Source organism: Ralstonia sp. 22086 (genome assembly GCF_052045975.1).
Taxonomy (GTDB): domain Bacteria; phylum Pseudomonadota; class Gammaproteobacteria; order Burkholderiales; family Burkholderiaceae; genus Ralstonia; species Ralstonia wenshanensis.
This window is the reverse complement of record NZ_JBQEPZ010000001.1, coordinates 225,850-240,566: the sequence shown is the minus strand read 5'-3', so window position 1 is coordinate 240,566 and position 14,717 is coordinate 225,850. Positions and strand designations below refer to the sequence as shown.

The following is a 14,717-nucleotide window of genomic DNA, read 5'->3' as shown; positions in this document are numbered from 1 at the left end:
CCATGGCAGAAGCAGACAAGGACCCCGGCAAGACGTCCATTCAGGTCATCGAACGCATGATGATGCTGCTCGACGCGCTTGCCGACCACGCAGATCCGGTCAGCCTGAAGGCGCTCTCCGCCAGCACCGGCCTGCACCCGTCTACCGCGCACCGCATCCTGAACGACATGGTGGCTTGCCGCTTCGTCGATCGCTCCGACCCGGGCAGCTACCGTCTGGGCATGCGTCTGCTGGAGCTGGGCAACCTCGTCAAGGCACGCCTCTCGGTGCGTGAAGCGGCCCTCGCTCCGATGCGCGCCTTGCATCGCCTGACCGGCCAGACCGTCAATCTTTCGGTGCGCCAGGGCGATGAAATCGTCTACATCGAGCGCGCATATTCCGAACGCTCGGGCATGCAGGTGGTGCGCGCCATCGGTGGCCGCGCGCCGCTGCATTTGACTTCGGTCGGCAAGCTATTCCTGGCTGCAGACGAAGTCGGCCGTGTGCGAGCCTATGCCACGCGTACCGGTTTGTCAGGCCACACCCGCACCTCGATCACGGACCTGCCCAAGCTCGAACGCGAACTCAACTGGGTACGCACGAATGGCTACGCACGTGACAACGAAGAACTGGAACTCGGCGTGCGCTGTATCGCTGCCGGGATCTACGATGATTCGCGGCGGCTGGTGGCAGGTCTGTCGCTGTCTGCGCCGGCAGATCGATTGCAGGAGAGTTGGCTCGACAACCTCAAGGACACCGCGCTACAGATCTCCAAAGGCATGGGCTACACATACGAAGGGGACGCCGTGCGCGCAGAGTGAGCCGCTGATTCCGCCCAACAAAAAAGCGCGTTCAATGACGCGCTTTTTTGTTGGGCGAAGCCGCGGCTCAGGCGCCGTGCTGCTCCGAGGCCAGCACGGTTGCCGGCTGCGTCGACACAGGTACATTCCGCAACGGCGCAGCAGCTTGCGTGGCCGGCTCGATGTGCGGGTTGCGCTCCAGCCAATTGCGCACGCGTGTGGCGTCTGCAAAGCGCGTGAGGTTGCCAGCCGAATCCAGGAACACCATCACGACGTTGCGGCCATGCACGTTGGCCTGCATCACCAGGCAGCGGCCAGCTTCGTTGATGAAGCCGGTCTTCTGCAGACCGATATCCCACTCGCCGCCACGCACCAGACGGTTGGTGTTGACGTAGTGCAGCGTGCGGCCGTTGGCGTTGACCGTATGTTCAGGGGTGGTGGTGAATTGACGAATGAGCGGCACCTTGTAGGCGGCCATCACGATCTTGGCGAGGTCCTGCGCGCTCGACACGTTGCTGCTCGACAGGCCGTTCGAATCCACATAGTGCGTGTCGTTCATGCCCAGCTCATGCGCCTTGCGGTTCATGGCGGCAACGAATGCAGGACGACCGCCCGGATAGTTGCGACCCAGCGCCGAGGCTGCACGGTTTTCCGACGACATCAGCGCCAGCAGCAGCAGGTCTTCACGCGTGAGCATCGTGCCGAAGCGCAGGCGCGAGCCGGTGTTGCGCTCGTAGTCACGATCTTCATCCGTGATTTCAAGCAGCTCGTCCATCGGCTGATGTGCATCGGTCACGACCAGCGCAGTCATCAGCTTGGTGATCGACGCAATCGGCAACACAGCCGACGAATTCTTCTGGAACAGCACTTCGCCGTTGTTCTGGTCCATCACCAGGGCGACGGAGGAACGCAGCGCCAACGCATCGGGCGTCGAACGCAGACCCATCGCTTCACCAAGCGTCGGGGATGCCGGCACGAAGGACGCACGCACCGGACGCGCACCGCGCTCGACCATGATCACGCGGCGCTTGCCTTTGACGGTGACAACCTTGCGGACTTTGGTGGAGGCGACCTCATCGCTGCTCGCAGCCGCGACTTTGGCGCTGGCCTTGCGATTGACGACGGTCTTACCCTTGGATTTGACTTTGGCTTTCTTGCTGGCAGCGGGCTTTTTGTCGCTCGTGGCAGCGTTGGCCACGGTAGCGACGGAGACGGCAGCGAGCGCGACGGTCATCAGCGAAACGAAGCCGAGACGTCGAAAAAATGAGGAAACAGACCGTGACATGGTTCGATCACCCGCGCGTGAGATGGCGCAAGTGTAGGCAAAAACAAAATTCTTAGCAAGATGAAGGACTTAGCTCACGGCCTTAAAGTTTGACCTCGGGAGCCTTATCATTCGGTCATCATTTCGACGCAATTGTCTGCCGCAGCAGAATCCCAACCGCGAAGAAAGTTGCGCAAGCTGCACATGAGCGGCAGTGCGGAATCAGCACCGGAATCTGAGAACGTACCCCGTGAACTCCGTCGTGCATGCCGACAATCACGGTATACAACTCGCTCCAACACCTCCTCACAACACGCGCACGTCGCACGCTGAGTCGCAGACCAAAGTCTAACGACGGATCGGCCGTATCTGTTGACATAATTCGACGACTTTTCTCCGCCAATTCTCGCTTTGCACGAAGATGTGCGCTGTAGCGAGCAGGCGGTCGCGCGATGACGACGTCAATCGAGAAAGCGAGTGAAGTCGGAGACAGGTGCGCGCTCGGTGATGAGCGTGTTCTCGATGGCAGCGAGGTTCGCATAACCCATCGACATACCGCAGACGACCATCTCATCTTCGGTCAGCGCGAGATGCTCGGCGATGATCCGATGGAACTGCGTGAAAGCGGCCTGTGGACACGTATCGATGCCGCGAGCACGCGCCGCCACCATTACGGCCTCTAGAAACATGCCGTAATCGAGCCAACTGCCCTGCTCCATTACGCGGTCGATCGTAAAGATGATGCCAACCGGCGCATCGAAGAAGCGGAAGTTGCGGGCGTGCTGCGCGTGCATGCGTTTCTTGTCGGCGCGCTCGATACCGAGCAAGCCATAGAGATCCCAGCCGACCTTGCGGCGCCGGCCCTGGTACGGATCAATCCACGTGCGCGGGTAGTACGGATACTCCTCTCGATGCAGCGTATCGACCTCCGGATGGTCATACGCCGCCAACACGGACTCGGACAAGCGCGCCTTGGTTTCGCCCGTCAGCACATAGACCTTCCACGGCTGCGTATTGCTGCCGGACGGCGCACGGCGCGCCACGTCGAGGATCGCTTCGATGTCTTCGCGGGCAACGGGCGTCGGCAGGAACGCGCGAACGGACCGGCGCGAAGTGATTGCCTGATCCACGAGTTCGACTTCTGCGGAGACGGGACGTCGGTCGGTCATGGCGATGCGCAACATTCAAGCGGGGATATTGGACGCAAGCGGCTCAAGCACGGCACGCAGCGCATCGGGCAGCGGCACCGGTCGACGCGTTTCGCGGTCGACATAGACGTGCACGAAATGCCCCTGCGCTGCGGCCTCTTGCGCGTCGCCGCGGAACAGGCCCACCTCATAGCGCACGCTCGTGTTGCCCAGGCGCGCAACCCGCAGCCCTGCCACGACCGGGTCGGGAAACGAGAGCGGCGCGAAGTAATTGCATTGCGTCTCGATGACAAGGCCGATGGTGTCGCTATGCCCCGGATCCAGCACGCCCTGCTGGATCAGGTAGGCGTTCACCACGGTGTCGAAGTAGCTGTAATAGACGACGTTGTTGACGTGGCCGTAGACGTCGTTGTCCATCCAGCGCGTGGTGATGGTCTGGAAGTGGCGGTAGTCGTCGCGCGTCTGGCGTGGCGTACTCATGGGCAGCTGGCGGGTGGCAATGAAAAGTGATCAGGATACGCCAGCCCCTGAACCTCGGTCACCTGCGGATGACGAGCGCCACACCACACGCGGCAATCACCATGCCGAGCGCTGCCAGCGGCGGAAAACGCTCCCCAAACAAGGCCCAGGCCATCACGGCGGTCGTCGGCGGCGTGAGATACAAGAGCGACGTCACCTTGGTGGCCGCGCCCTTGCGGATCAGCACAAACAGCAGAGAAATAGCCCCAATCGACAGCGCCAGCACCGACCACACCAGCGACCCGATCATCGGCAGCGTCCAATGCACCTCGCGCGTCTCAAACAGGAACATGAACGGCAGACACAGCAGCGCCGACGCCCCGAACTGGATGCACGCGCCCATCCGCAAATCAAACACCGGGCAATGGCGCTTTTGATACAGCGTGCCTACGGTGATCGACAGCAACGCGCCCACGCAAAGTGCAAGCGTCGTCGCGCCTACGCCCGCCAGATGCAGCTTATTCGCTACCACCAGGCCTACACCTGCGATGCCGCACAGTAGACCCGCCCATTGGCGGCGCGACACACGCTCCCCGCGCATCGAGACATACAGGGCCGTCAGAATCGGCTGCATGCCGACAATCAGCGCCGTCATGCCTGCCGGCATGCCCAGCTTGACCGACGCCCACACACCTGCCAGATAGCCCCACTGCATCAGCAAACCAGCCACCGCGATGTGGCCGACCGTCACCCAATCGGTCTCGGCCGTGCCGGCGCGGCGTGGCAGCGGCACGCGCGCCAGCCATACCAGCGGCAGCAAGCACACCAGCACGCCAACGAAGCGGAAAAACAGGAACGTGATCGGCTCGGCGTACGGCATTCCGTACTTGGCCACGATAAAGCCCGTGCTCCAGATCAGCACGAATAGCCATGGCATGGCGACGACAAACAGGGAGCCGCGCGCTGAGGCTGGCGCGACGGAAGACGCTGGGGTCATGCGGAAAGCGGAAGAAAGTTCGATGCAGCGGCAGCCTCGTCGCGAGCCGCCCAACGCCGTGCGTGCCGGGCAGCCAGCGCGATGGTCTGCGCGTGGACGGCCACGGTATCGTCGATATTGTTGCCATAGCCGCCCGCCATGGTAACGGCAATCGGTATGCGACGCTGATAGGCGAAGTCGAAGACTTCCTGATCGCGCCGGGCCAGACCCTGCAGGGTCAATTTGAGCCGGCCGAGGCGATCGCCTTCATGCGGATCCGCGCCGGCCAGATAGATGATCAACTGCGGCTTGAAGCGCCCGGCCAGGATGTCGAGTGCGCCAGTCAGCGCCTGCAGATAGTCCTCGTCGCCACAGCCATCGTGCAGGCCGATGTCCAGATCCGACGCTTCCTTACGGAACGGGTAGTTCTTCTCGCCGTGCAGCGACAAGGTGAAAACGGTGGCGTCATCGCGCAGAATCGACGCCGTGCCGTTGCCCTGATGCACGTCCAGATCGATGATGGCGACCGGAAAATCCGCCGGCGACCTGCCTGACTGGCGCTGCATCCAGAGTGAGGCGATGGCCGCGTCGTTGAAAACACAGAAACCGCCGCCCTTGTCCGCATAGGCATGGTGCGTCCCGCCCGCCAGGTTGACGGCAATCCCATCCGCCAACGCGGCTGCGCTTGCGGCCATCGTCGCACCGGCCGAACGGCGGCTGCGCTCCACCATTTCCGGCGACCAAGGAAATCCGATCTCGCGCTGGCGCGCCGGGTCAAGCCGACCGGCGCTTACGGCCTCAACATATTCGGTCGTGTGCGCTAGCAGCAACGCGTCGTCCTCGGCGCGCGGCGCCTCATGCATGGACAGCCCCGGCACATCGGCTAACACCCGTGCACGCAGGTCGCTGTACTTGCGCATCGGAAACCGATGGCCAGGCGGCAGCGGCAAGACAAAATGGTCGGTATAGAACGCCCGCATGTGAATCAGAAATCGCAACGCAACAAAAATGGCACTCGGGCGCATCCTAACCTACGCTGCACTCGTGTGTTTTTTGAGACGGATTTACCGCCGGAAGTGGTCAAATGCATTTCGCCTGCACCACAGACACGCATTTTTCTGCCACAAAAAATCCCGCCAAACGGTTTGCGGCGCAATTCCTGTGCATAAAAAATCAACGATTTTTGATTTTTGTGCGATGCACAAATGACGCTTGACACTGGTTGGACATTCAACAACAATGAAATTGTTGCGATGCACCATCCCTAATTTGATCGCGATGTCGCCTGGAAGGCCCGACGCAGACCGTCATGCTTTGTACATCTGGGCGATCTAAATTTTCATTTTGATTCCCCGACCCACCTTTGTATTTGGAGAGACAACATGCTGACTCAGGAACAGATCGCTGCGGCGCACAAGGCCAACCTGGAAACCTTCTTCGGCCTGACCAACAAGGCATTTGAAGGCGTCGAAAAGCTGGTCGAACTGAACCTGCAGGTCGTCAAGGCTACCCTGGCCGAGAACGTGGAACATGCCAAGAAGGCACTGACCGCCAAGGACGCCCAAGAGCTGCTGTCGGTGCAAACCGCCGCCGTGCAACCCCTGGCTGAAAAGGTTCTCGCTTACAGCCGTCACCTGTACGAAATCGCTTCGGACACGCAAACCGAATTCAGCAAGGCAGCTGAAGTGCAAATCGCTGAAAACAGCCGCAAGCTGCAAGCGCTCGTCGACAACGTGTCGAAGAACGCTCCGGCCGGTTCGGAATCGGCAGTTGCCCTGGTGAAGTCGGCCCTGTCGGCCGCCAACAACGCGTACGACTCGGTGCAGAAGGCTACCAAGCAAGCTGTGGAACTGGCTGAAAGCAACTTCCACGCTGCTGCCAACGCTGCCAGCAAGGCAACCGCCCAAGCATCCGCCCAAGCGCGCGCTGCTACCGGCAAGAAGTCGGCAACGACCGCTGCCTAAGCGCTAAGCTGCTGCAGCTACCTGCTTGTTCAAGCGGGCCTCCTCCGGGAGGCCCGTTTTGTTTTGGCCGTCGAGCCATTCTTCCAAACACGTCGTTTGCGCGCATTTGCGCGGAACCCAAATGCGCGGGTGGTGGTCCATTCCACCGTGTTCGTTCGATTGTCTCCTCGGTCCCGCTACCGAAACCTGTCCTCAGTGGTGATCAGTGGGTACCTTTAGCCCGGCTTCGGCCGGGTTTTTTGTGTGCGCCTGAAACGTTTCGCTCTTCAAATTGCGAACTTTTGCACGCAGCCGACGCTCCATCCTGTATTGCGGCTCACCGCCCTCTCTCCTGCCCAATGTCTCGCGAATCCCTGACCAAGCGAAGTCTGATCGTCGCGGCTGCGCTTATCCTGCTGTTAGAAGAGTGGATATGGAACGTCATGCAGCAGGCAACCGCCCGTCTGGCGGCGCTCCCTTGGGTCCAAGCGGCGGAGCGGAAGTTGGCGCAGCTGGAGCCGATCGAAGCCCTCTGCGCCTTTGCCCTTCCCATGCTCGCATTGCTGCCGTTCAAGCTTGCGGCCGTCTACGTCCTGGCGCGGGGCCATCTCATTGCAGGTGCCTTGGTTCTGGTTGTGGCGAAAATCGTCAGTACGGGGCTGGGCGTGCGCATTTATTCCGCCGTTCGGCCACAGTTGCACACGATCGCGTGGTATGCACGCTGGGAATCCGCGTTTCTGGCATGGAAGCAACGCATGATTGCCGCCCTGCAGGCAACGCCGACCTGGCAAGCCCTTCAGGTTCGAATCGCCGTCTGGCGCGCCCGGCGACATGGGCTAATGCAACAAATATGGCGCCGCCTGATCGCGGCAGTGCGCTTGCTACGCCGGCATCGGCGCCGAGCCGAGCCTCGACACTGACCGGCCAACGGTCACTCCAAAGACAAAGGGCCGCCCAATTGAGCGGCCCTTCCCTTTGTCAGCTCGATTTCGAAGGTGCCTCCGAATTCTGGCAGTTAATTGCAGTTCAACGCTTGCGAGCCGGCGGCACGTCCGTGCAAACGCCCTCATAGATTTCTGCAGCCATACCTACCGACTCACCCAGCGTCGGGTGCGGGTGGATGGTCTTGCCGATATCCACAGCATCCGCACCCATCTCGATGGCCAGGCAAACCTCGCCGATAAGGTCGCCCGCATGCGTGCCGACGATGCCGCCACCGATGATGCGGTGGGTTTCCTCGTCGAAGATGAGCTTGGTGAAGCCCTCGTCGCGGCCGTTGGCAATTGCGCGGCCCGACGCAGCCCACGGGAAGACGCCCTTGCCATACTTGATGCCCTGCGCCTTGCACTGGTCTTCGGTCAGGCCTGCCCAGGCCACTTCCGGATCGGTATAGGCGACCGACGGAATCTGCTTGGCATCGAAATACGCCTTCTCGCCATGTGCGGCCTCGGCCGCCACATGGCCCTCGTGCACGGCCTTGTGTGCCAGCATCGGCTGCCCGACGATGTCGCCGATCGCAAAGATGTGCGGCACATTCGTGCGCTGCTGCTTGTCCACGTCGATGAAGCCGCGGTCGGTCACGGCCACGCCAGCCTTTTCCGCGCCGATGCGCTTGCCGTTTGGCGCGCGGCCCACGGCCACCAGCACCATGTCATAGCGCTGCGGCTCGGCCGGGGCGGCTTCGCCTTCGAACTTGACGTAGATACCGTCCGGTTTGGCTTCCACCCCGACCGTCTTGGTCTTGAGCATGACCTTGTCGAAGCGGTTCTTGTTCATCTTGTCCCACACCTTGACGAGGTCGCGGTCGGCGCCCTGCATCAGGCCGTCGAGCATTTCCACCACGTCGATGCGGGTGCCCAGCGTGCTGTACACCGTGGCCATTTCCAGGCCGATGATGCCACCGCCGATAACCAGCATCTTGGCCGGCACTTCGCGCAGCTCCAGTGCACCGGTCGAATCGACAATACGCGGATCTTCGGGGATGAACGGCAGCTTCACGGCCTCGCTACCTGCAGCGATGATCGCCTTGGCAAAGCGGATGACCTTCTTCTCACCGGTGGCCGCTTTGCCGGCGCCATCGGTCAGCTGGACTTCCAGATGGTTCGGATCGAGGAACGTACCGACGCCGCGCACGACTTGCACCTTGCGCGCCTTGGCCATGCCGGCCAGCCCGCCCGTCAGCTTGCCGATGACGGATTCCTTGTGCTTGCGCAGTTGGTTGATATCAACCGTGGGCTCGCTGTAGACAATGCCGTGTGCGGCCATGGCCTTGACTTCGTCCATCACGGCGGCCGTGTGCAGCAGCGCCTTCGACGGGATGCAGCCCACGTTCAGGCAGACACCGCCCAGCGTGGAGAAACGCTCGACCAGCACGGTGTTCATGCCCAGATCGGCGCTGCGGAAGGCTGCCGAATAACCGCCCGGGCCGGAGCCGAGGACGAGCATGTCGCATTCGATGTCAGCGCCGCCGGCGTGCTTGGCCGCTTGAGGTGCGGGGGCCGATGCTGCCGGTGCGGCAGCAGGCGCCGCCACCGGAGCCGGAGCTTGAGCAGGCGCCGGAGCAGCAGCAGCGCCGGCTTCCGCCGTCGCGATCACCGTGCCCTTGCTAACCTTGTCGCCCACCTTGACCTTCACGTCGACAATCTTGCCGGCCACGTCCGACGGCACTTCCATGCTGGCCTTGTCGGATTCCAGCACGATCAGCGACTGCTCGGGCGCCACGGTATCGCCCGCCTTGATCAGCACTTCGATGACTTCCACCGCATCGAAATCGCCGATGTCCGGCACCTTGATTTCCACCACGCTCATTCCTGACTCCTTGTTCTTGTCGTCGGCACCCGGCATCGCCCGGGCCCGCTGACGCTTTTCAATCCTGCAGACGGACTGTGTGCACTTCGATCGGGCCGCCCGAACTCTTGTCGAACTCCACGCCTGCCGACACGCCCACCTGTGCAACGTCCGCCGCCGACTTGCCCGGCATATCGAACACCGCCGACATCGCCCCCAGCGCAAAGTTGCGCCCCGAGCCGATGCCCCAAAAGCGGTCGAACGCAAACACTTCGCGGTACGAATAGACGCCGTAGATGCCGGTTGCGTTGGCGATCAGGCAGGTGATCTGCGACGACTCGTACGGGTCGTCATCGTCTTCCTTGGTGTTGACGAAATACTCGTCCTTGAGCTTTTCGTGCACCTTGAGGAAGGTTCGGAAGACGTCGTCGCGCGTGCCGAGACGGCACTCATCGGCCAGCCCCGCCAGCAGGCTCCGCATGACCGGAAAGTGGGCCGTCGTGCCCGCCAGCGCGATCAGCGAATCTCCCACCTGGAAGATCTTCTGGTTCTGCTCGTAGCCGCGCGCCAGGCGCGTATCGCCAAACGTCACGAGTGAATCGGCCGCAATCGCCACTTCGCCGTCTTTCTTGACCACCACGCACGTCGTCATGTCGTCCTCGCCATCAGTCCACTGACCAGTCCGCCGACCGCTGCAAACCCATGCGGGCCGGCACGCACAGGCTCGAAGCCAGATGCGTGCCGAGCCCGCGTGGGCTTACAGGCTGACGCGGCGGAAGTCCGCCAGCACGCTGGCCAGATACGCGTTGAAGCGCGCAGCCTCCGCGCCGTCGATCACGCGGTGATCGTACGACAGCGACAGTGGCAGCGTCAGGCGCGGCACGAATTGCTTGCCGTCCCAAACCGGCTTCTGATAGCCGCGCGACAGGCCCAGGATCGCCACTTCCGGTGCGTTGATGATCGGCGTGAAGTTCGTGCCGCCAATACCACCCAGCGAAGAGATCGAGAAGCAGCCGCCCTGCATCTGGTCCGGCTTGAGCTTGCCTTCGCGGGCAGCCTTCGACAGGTCCGCCATTTCCTTGGCGATGTCGATCAGGCCCTTCTTGTCCGCATCGCGGATCACCGGCACTACCAGCCCGTTGGGCGTATCGGCCGCAAAGCCGATGTGGAAATACTGCTTGAAGACGAGGTTGTCGCCGTCCAGGCTAGCGTTGAAGGTCGGGAATTTTTTGAGCGCACCAACGACTGCCTTGATCACGAACGCCAGCATCGTGAACTTCACGCCGGCCTTTTCGTGGTCCTTGTTCATCTGCACGCGGAAGGCTTCCAGCTCGGTGATGTCCGCTTCGTCGTTGTTGGTGACGTGCGGGATCATGACCCAGTTGCGGTGCAGGTTTGCACCCGAAATCTTCTTGATGCGCGACAGCGGCTTCGGATCGATCGGGCCGAACTTGGTGAAGTCGACCTTCGGCCACGGCAGCAGGTTCAGCTCGCCACCGCCGGCCGGCGCACCCGCCGCAGCCTTGCCAGGCGCCGCGGCCTGGCCACTCATCACGCCCTTGACGTAGCGCTGCACGTCTTCCTGCGTGATGCGGTTTTTCGGGCCCGTGCCGCCAACGAGGTGGACGTCCACGCCCAGCTCACGCGCGTACTTGCGCACCGACGGGCTGGCGTGCGCGGCCTTGCCCACCGTACCAACCGTATCGGCGGTGTACGTAGCGGGCGCTGCGGCCGGAGCGGCTGCGGGCGCAGCCGCAGGGGCCGGGCTCGGTGCAGCGGCAACCGGGGCCGGGGCCGGAGCTTGTGCAGGTGCCGGTGCAGCGGCAGCGCCGCCTGCGCCTTCCAGCACGACGATCAGCGTGCCTTGCGACACGGCATCGCCAACCTTCACGCGGATTTCCTTGACGACACCAGCGGCCGGCGAAGGTACATCCATCGTGGCCTTGTCCGACTCGAGCGTGATCAGCGATTGCTCGGCTTCCACCTTGTCGCCCACCTTCACGCTGATCTCGATGACCGGCACGTCGGTGTAGTCGCCAATGTCCGGCACCTTCACTTCAACGGTGCCGCCACCGGCGGCAGCCGGCGCAGGGGCAGGCGCTTGTGCGGCAGGTGCGGGCGCCGGCACAGCAGCGGCCGGAGCCGGCGCGGGTGCAGCTTGGGGCGCCGGGGCCGGCACGGCAGCAGCGCCCTGCTCTTCGAGCAGCAGCACCAGCGAGCCTTCCGACACGGTGTCGCCCACCTTGATCTTCACTTCCTTGACGACGCCGCTCTTGGGCGAGGGCACGTCCATGGTCGCCTTGTCCGATTCCAGCGTGACCAGCGAATCCTCGGCGTTGACGGTATCGCCCGCCTTGACCAGCACTTCGATCACCGGGACGTCTTTGTAGTCGCCGATGTCCGGCACCTTGATTTCTACGACTTGACTCATTCTTCTGTCTCCAGAGGTCTGGCGGCGAGAGCATCCGGCGGCGGACACGCATTGCCCCGCAGGCTACCGCATCGTGCAGGCAAATGCACGTTGCGGGAAGTCTGTCGGGGCGGTGCCCGGCCGGGACGCAACCCACGCGCCCGGCGGCTCCGTTATACGGTCATCGGGTTGGGCTTGTTCGGATCGAGGTTGTACTTCTTCAGTGCCTCGGCCACCTTTTCGCGCGGCAGCACGCCTTCGTCGGCGAGCGCCTTGAGCGACGCGACCGTCACCCAGTAGCGGTCCACCTCGAAGAAGTGACGCAGCTTCTCGCGGGTATCCGAGCGGCCGAAGCCGTCGGTGCCCAGCACCACGTAGCGACGCGGCACAAAGGCGCGGATCTGCTCGGCGAAGGTACGAACATAGTCGGTCGATGCGATGACCGGACCGCGTGCGTTCTTGAGCAGCTTCTCGACGTGCGACTCGCGTTGCGGAGCCGTCGGGTTGAGCAGGTTCCAGCGTGCGGTGGCGTTGCCTTCGCGGGCCAGCTCGGTAAAGCTCGGGCAGCCCCACAGGTCGGATTCGACGCCCCAGTCCTTCTTCAGCAACTCGGCCGCAGCAATCACTTCACGGAAGATCGTGCCCGAGCCCAGCAGTTGCACGCGCGGTGCGTTGCTGTTCTCGACGCCCTTCTTGAACTGATACATCCCCTTGATGATGTCCGCCTCGACACCCGCCGGCATTTCCGGGTGCTCGTAGTTTTCGTTCATCACCGTCAAGTAGTAATAGACGTCTTCCTGCTCGACATACATGCGACGCAGGCCGTCTTGCATCACCACCGCCAGTTCGTACTGGAAGGTCGGGTCATACGAAATGCAGTTCGGGATAGCTGCGTGGTACACGTGCGAGTGGCCGTCTTCGTGCTGCAGGCCTTCGCCGTTCAGCGTGGTACGGCCTGCGGTGCCGCCCAGCAGGAAGCCGCGCGAACGCATGTCGCCAGCGGCCCAGCAGAGGTCGCCGATACGCTGGATGCCGAACATCGAGTAGTAGATGTAGAACGGGATCATCGCCACGCCATGCGTCGAATACGACGTGGCGGCGGCAATCCAGTCGCACATGGCGCCGGCTTCGTTAATGCCTTCCTGCAGCACCTGACCCGTCTGCGATTCCTTGTAGAACATCAGTTGGTCGTGATCCTGCGGCACGTACTTCTGGCCTTCCTGGTTCCAGATACCAACCTGGCGGAACAGGCCTTCCATGCCGAACGTGCGCGACTCATCGGGCACGATGGGCACGACGTGCTTACCGATGTTCTTGTCCTTCAGCAGGATGTTCAGAATGCGCACGAACGCCATCGTCGTGGACACTTCACGGCCTTCGCCGGTGGCCTTGAGCAATGCGTCGAACGCGGCCAGCGCCGGAATCTGCAGCGGGTCGGCCTTCTGGCGACGGGCCGGCAGGTAGCCGCCCAGGTCCATGCGCGCCTTGCGCATGTATTCGAGTTCCTTCGAGCCTTCTTCGAACTTGACGTACGGAACGTGCTCGAGCTGATCGTCGGCAACCGGGATGTTGAAGCGATCGCGCAGCTTGCGGATGGCGTCCACCGGCATCTTCTTCTGCTGGTGGGCGATGTTCATCGCCTCGCCGGCTTCGCCCATGCCGTAGCCCTTGATGGTCTTGGCGAGAATGACGGTCGGCTGGCCCTTGTGGTTGCTTGCCGACTGGAATGCCGCGTAGATCTTGTGCGGATCATGGCCGCCACGGTTCAGCGCCCAGATGTCGTCGTCGGACCAGTCGGCCACCATGGCCTTCAGTTCCGGCGTGTTGAAGAAGTGCTCGCGCACATAGGCGCCGCTCTTGGACTTGAAGGTCTGGTACTCGCCGTCGACGCATTCCATCATGCGGCTCATCAGCAGGCCCTTGGTATCGCGGGCGAGCAGTTGATCCCAGCGGCTGCCCCAAATGACCTTGATGACGTTCCAGCCGGCGCCGCGGAATTCCGATTCCAGTTCTTGGATGATCTTGCCGTTGCCACGCACCGGGCCGTCCAGGCGCTGCAGGTTGCAGTTGATCACGAAGACGAGGTTGTCCAGCTTTTCACGGCCAGCCATGCCGATCGCGCCCAGTGATTCCGGCTCGTCGGTTTCGCCATCGCCCAGGAAAGCCCAGACCTTGCGGTTTTCCCAGTTCTGGATCAGGCCGCGGCTAGCCAGGTACTTGGTGAAGCGCGCCTGGTAGATCGCCATGATCGGGCCCAGGCCCATCGACACGGTCGGAAATTGCCAGAAATCCGGCATCAGCCACGGGTGCGGGTACGACGAGATGCCCTTGCCGTCGACTTCCTGGCGGAAGCTGTCGAGTTGCTCTTCGCTCAGACGGCCCAGCAGGAAAGCGCGCGAGTACACGCCCGGCGCCGAGTGGCCCTGCACGAACACCATGTCGCCACCGTGCTTGTCAGACGGGGCGTGCCAGAAGTGGTTGTAGCCGACGTCATACAGCGTGGCCGCCGAAGCGAACGACGAGATATGACCGCCGACGTTCGTGTCCTTGTTCGCACGCAGCACCATCGCCATGGCGTTCCAGCGCGTGTACGAGCGGATGCGATGCTCGATTTCCTGGTTGCCAGGAATGCGGTCCTGGTTCTCAACCGGGATCGTATTGATATAGGGGGTTTCTGCGTGCAGCGGAGACGTCACGCCGTTAATGCGTGCGTATTCGATCTGCTTGTCGAGGAGGAACGCCGCACGTTGCGGGCCTTCCGCGCCGATGACGCCTTGCAGCGCCTCCAGCCATTCCTTGGTTTCCTGGGGATCAACGTCGCTGGCGCTCGTGGCACCCAGGACTTGTTCTGGTACGGCCGACATGGCGGTCTCCTTGGTAGCAGTAACGATAGTTGCGTCTCTTGTGAGGTGCCCCACTGCTACACGCGTTTGCACGCACGCAAGGGCCAC

The 14,717-nt window shown here is 62.5% G+C and carries 12 protein-coding genes; 3 read left to right on the top strand and 9 right to left on the bottom strand.

Annotated features, from left to right (window positions below; translation table 11 throughout):
* Positions 1-2 precede the first annotated feature (2 nt).
* Positions 3-800, top strand: a complete 798-nt coding sequence (locus tag ACTJK6_RS01135) for an IclR family transcriptional regulator (RefSeq protein ID WP_232042937.1) — start codon at positions 3-5, stop codon at positions 798-800.
* 67 nt (positions 801-867) lie between these two features.
* Here ACTJK6_RS01135 and pbpG read toward each other — a convergent pair whose 3' ends face one another.
* The 5 genes from pbpG to ACTJK6_RS01110 form a co-directional block, all read right to left on the bottom strand.
* Complete coding sequence (pbpG, locus tag ACTJK6_RS01130) at positions 868-2,064, bottom strand: D-alanyl-D-alanine endopeptidase (protein WP_316871189.1); 1,197 nt, start codon at positions 2,062-2,064, stop codon at positions 868-870.
* 440 nt (positions 2,065-2,504) lie between these two features.
* A complete protein-coding gene (locus ACTJK6_RS01125) occupies positions 2,505-3,212 on the bottom strand; it encodes a nitroreductase (protein WP_440838165.1) in 708 nt (235 codons plus the stop codon).
* Positions 3,213-3,227: 15 nt separating this feature from the next.
* The gene (locus ACTJK6_RS01120) at positions 3,228-3,671 is read right to left on the bottom strand and encodes an acyl-CoA thioesterase (protein ID WP_440838164.1); all 444 of its coding nucleotides are present in this window, start codon (positions 3,669-3,671) and stop codon (positions 3,228-3,230) included.
* A 58-nt stretch (positions 3,672-3,729) separates the two neighbouring features.
* Positions 3,730-4,647 (bottom strand): DMT family transporter, encoded by a 918-nt coding sequence (locus ACTJK6_RS01115; RefSeq protein ID WP_440838163.1) that lies wholly within the window; start codon positions 4,645-4,647, stop codon positions 3,730-3,732.
* Entirely contained in the window at positions 4,644-5,651 is a 1,008-nt protein-coding gene (locus ACTJK6_RS01110; RefSeq protein WP_440838162.1) for a histone deacetylase family protein, read from the bottom strand. The genes ACTJK6_RS01115 and ACTJK6_RS01110 overlap by 4 nt, the downstream gene beginning before the upstream one ends.
* A 357-nt stretch (positions 5,652-6,008) precedes the next feature.
* Here ACTJK6_RS01110 and ACTJK6_RS01105 point away from each other — a divergent pair, with 357 nt between their 5' ends.
* Positions 6,009-6,590, top strand: coding sequence for a phasin family protein (locus ACTJK6_RS01105; RefSeq protein WP_024975535.1), 582 nt, complete (start codon positions 6,009-6,011; stop codon positions 6,588-6,590).
* 338 nt (positions 6,591-6,928) lie between these two features.
* Positions 6,929-7,489: a hypothetical protein gene (locus ACTJK6_RS01100; RefSeq protein WP_440075973.1), complete on the top strand. Its 561-nt coding sequence runs from the start codon at positions 6,929-6,931 to the stop codon at positions 7,487-7,489.
* A gap of 106 nt (positions 7,490-7,595) precedes the next feature.
* Here the strand turns inward: ACTJK6_RS01100 and lpdA are convergent, their stop codons facing one another.
* The 4 genes from lpdA to aceE form a co-directional block, all read right to left on the bottom strand.
* On the bottom strand, positions 7,596-9,377 hold the full coding sequence (gene lpdA / locus ACTJK6_RS01095; RefSeq protein WP_260802376.1) for a dihydrolipoyl dehydrogenase: 1,782 nt from the start codon (positions 9,375-9,377) through the stop codon (positions 7,596-7,598).
* Positions 9,378-9,435: 58 nt separating this feature from the next.
* A complete protein-coding gene (locus ACTJK6_RS01090) occupies positions 9,436-10,008 on the bottom strand; it encodes an MFS transporter (RefSeq protein WP_252691464.1) in 573 nt (190 codons plus the stop codon).
* Positions 10,009-10,113: 105 nt separating this feature from the next.
* Entirely contained in the window at positions 10,114-11,787 is a 1,674-nt protein-coding gene (gene aceF, locus ACTJK6_RS01085) for a dihydrolipoyllysine-residue acetyltransferase (protein ID WP_440838161.1), read from the bottom strand.
* 152 nt (positions 11,788-11,939) lie between these two features.
* Positions 11,940-14,630, bottom strand: coding sequence for a pyruvate dehydrogenase (acetyl-transferring), homodimeric type (gene aceE / locus ACTJK6_RS01080; RefSeq protein ID WP_232042947.1), 2,691 nt, complete (start codon positions 14,628-14,630; stop codon positions 11,940-11,942).
* Positions 14,631-14,717: the final 87 nt, after the last annotated feature.

Bases quoted from the DNA above. Each gene is read 5' to 3' on its own strand.
- ACTJK6_RS01120 (WP_440838164.1), bottom strand. From the start codon at position 3,671: ATGAGTACGCCACGCCAGACGCGCGACGACTACCGCCACTTCCAGACC.
- ACTJK6_RS01100 (WP_440075973.1), top strand. From the start codon at position 6,929: ATGTCTCGCGAATCCCTGACCAAGCGAAGTCTGATCGTCGCGGCTGCG.
- aceE (WP_232042947.1), bottom strand. From the start codon at position 14,630: ATGTCGGCCGTACCAGAACAAGTCCTGGGTGCCACGAGCGCCAGCGAC.
- lpdA (WP_260802376.1), bottom strand. From the start codon at position 9,377: ATGAGCGTGGTGGAAATCAAGGTGCCGGACATCGGCGATTTCGATGCG.
- ACTJK6_RS01135 (WP_232042937.1), top strand. From the start codon at position 3: ATGGCAGAAGCAGACAAGGACCCCGGCAAGACGTCCATTCAGGTCATC.
- ACTJK6_RS01110 (WP_440838162.1), bottom strand. From the start codon at position 5,651: ATGCGCCCGAGTGCCATTTTTGTTGCGTTGCGATTTCTGATTCACATG.
- ACTJK6_RS01090 (WP_252691464.1), bottom strand. From the start codon at position 10,008: ATGACGACGTGCGTGGTGGTCAAGAAAGACGGCGAAGTGGCGATTGCG.
- ACTJK6_RS01125 (WP_440838165.1), bottom strand. From the start codon at position 3,212: ATGACCGACCGACGTCCCGTCTCCGCAGAAGTCGAACTCGTGGATCAG.
- pbpG (WP_316871189.1), bottom strand. From the start codon at position 2,064: ATGTCACGGTCTGTTTCCTCATTTTTTCGACGTCTCGGCTTCGTTTCG.
- ACTJK6_RS01105 (WP_024975535.1), top strand. From the start codon at position 6,009: ATGCTGACTCAGGAACAGATCGCTGCGGCGCACAAGGCCAACCTGGAA.
- aceF (WP_440838161.1), bottom strand. From the start codon at position 11,787: ATGAGTCAAGTCGTAGAAATCAAGGTGCCGGACATCGGCGACTACAAA.
- ACTJK6_RS01115 (WP_440838163.1), bottom strand. From the start codon at position 4,647: ATGACCCCAGCGTCTTCCGTCGCGCCAGCCTCAGCGCGCGGCTCCCTG.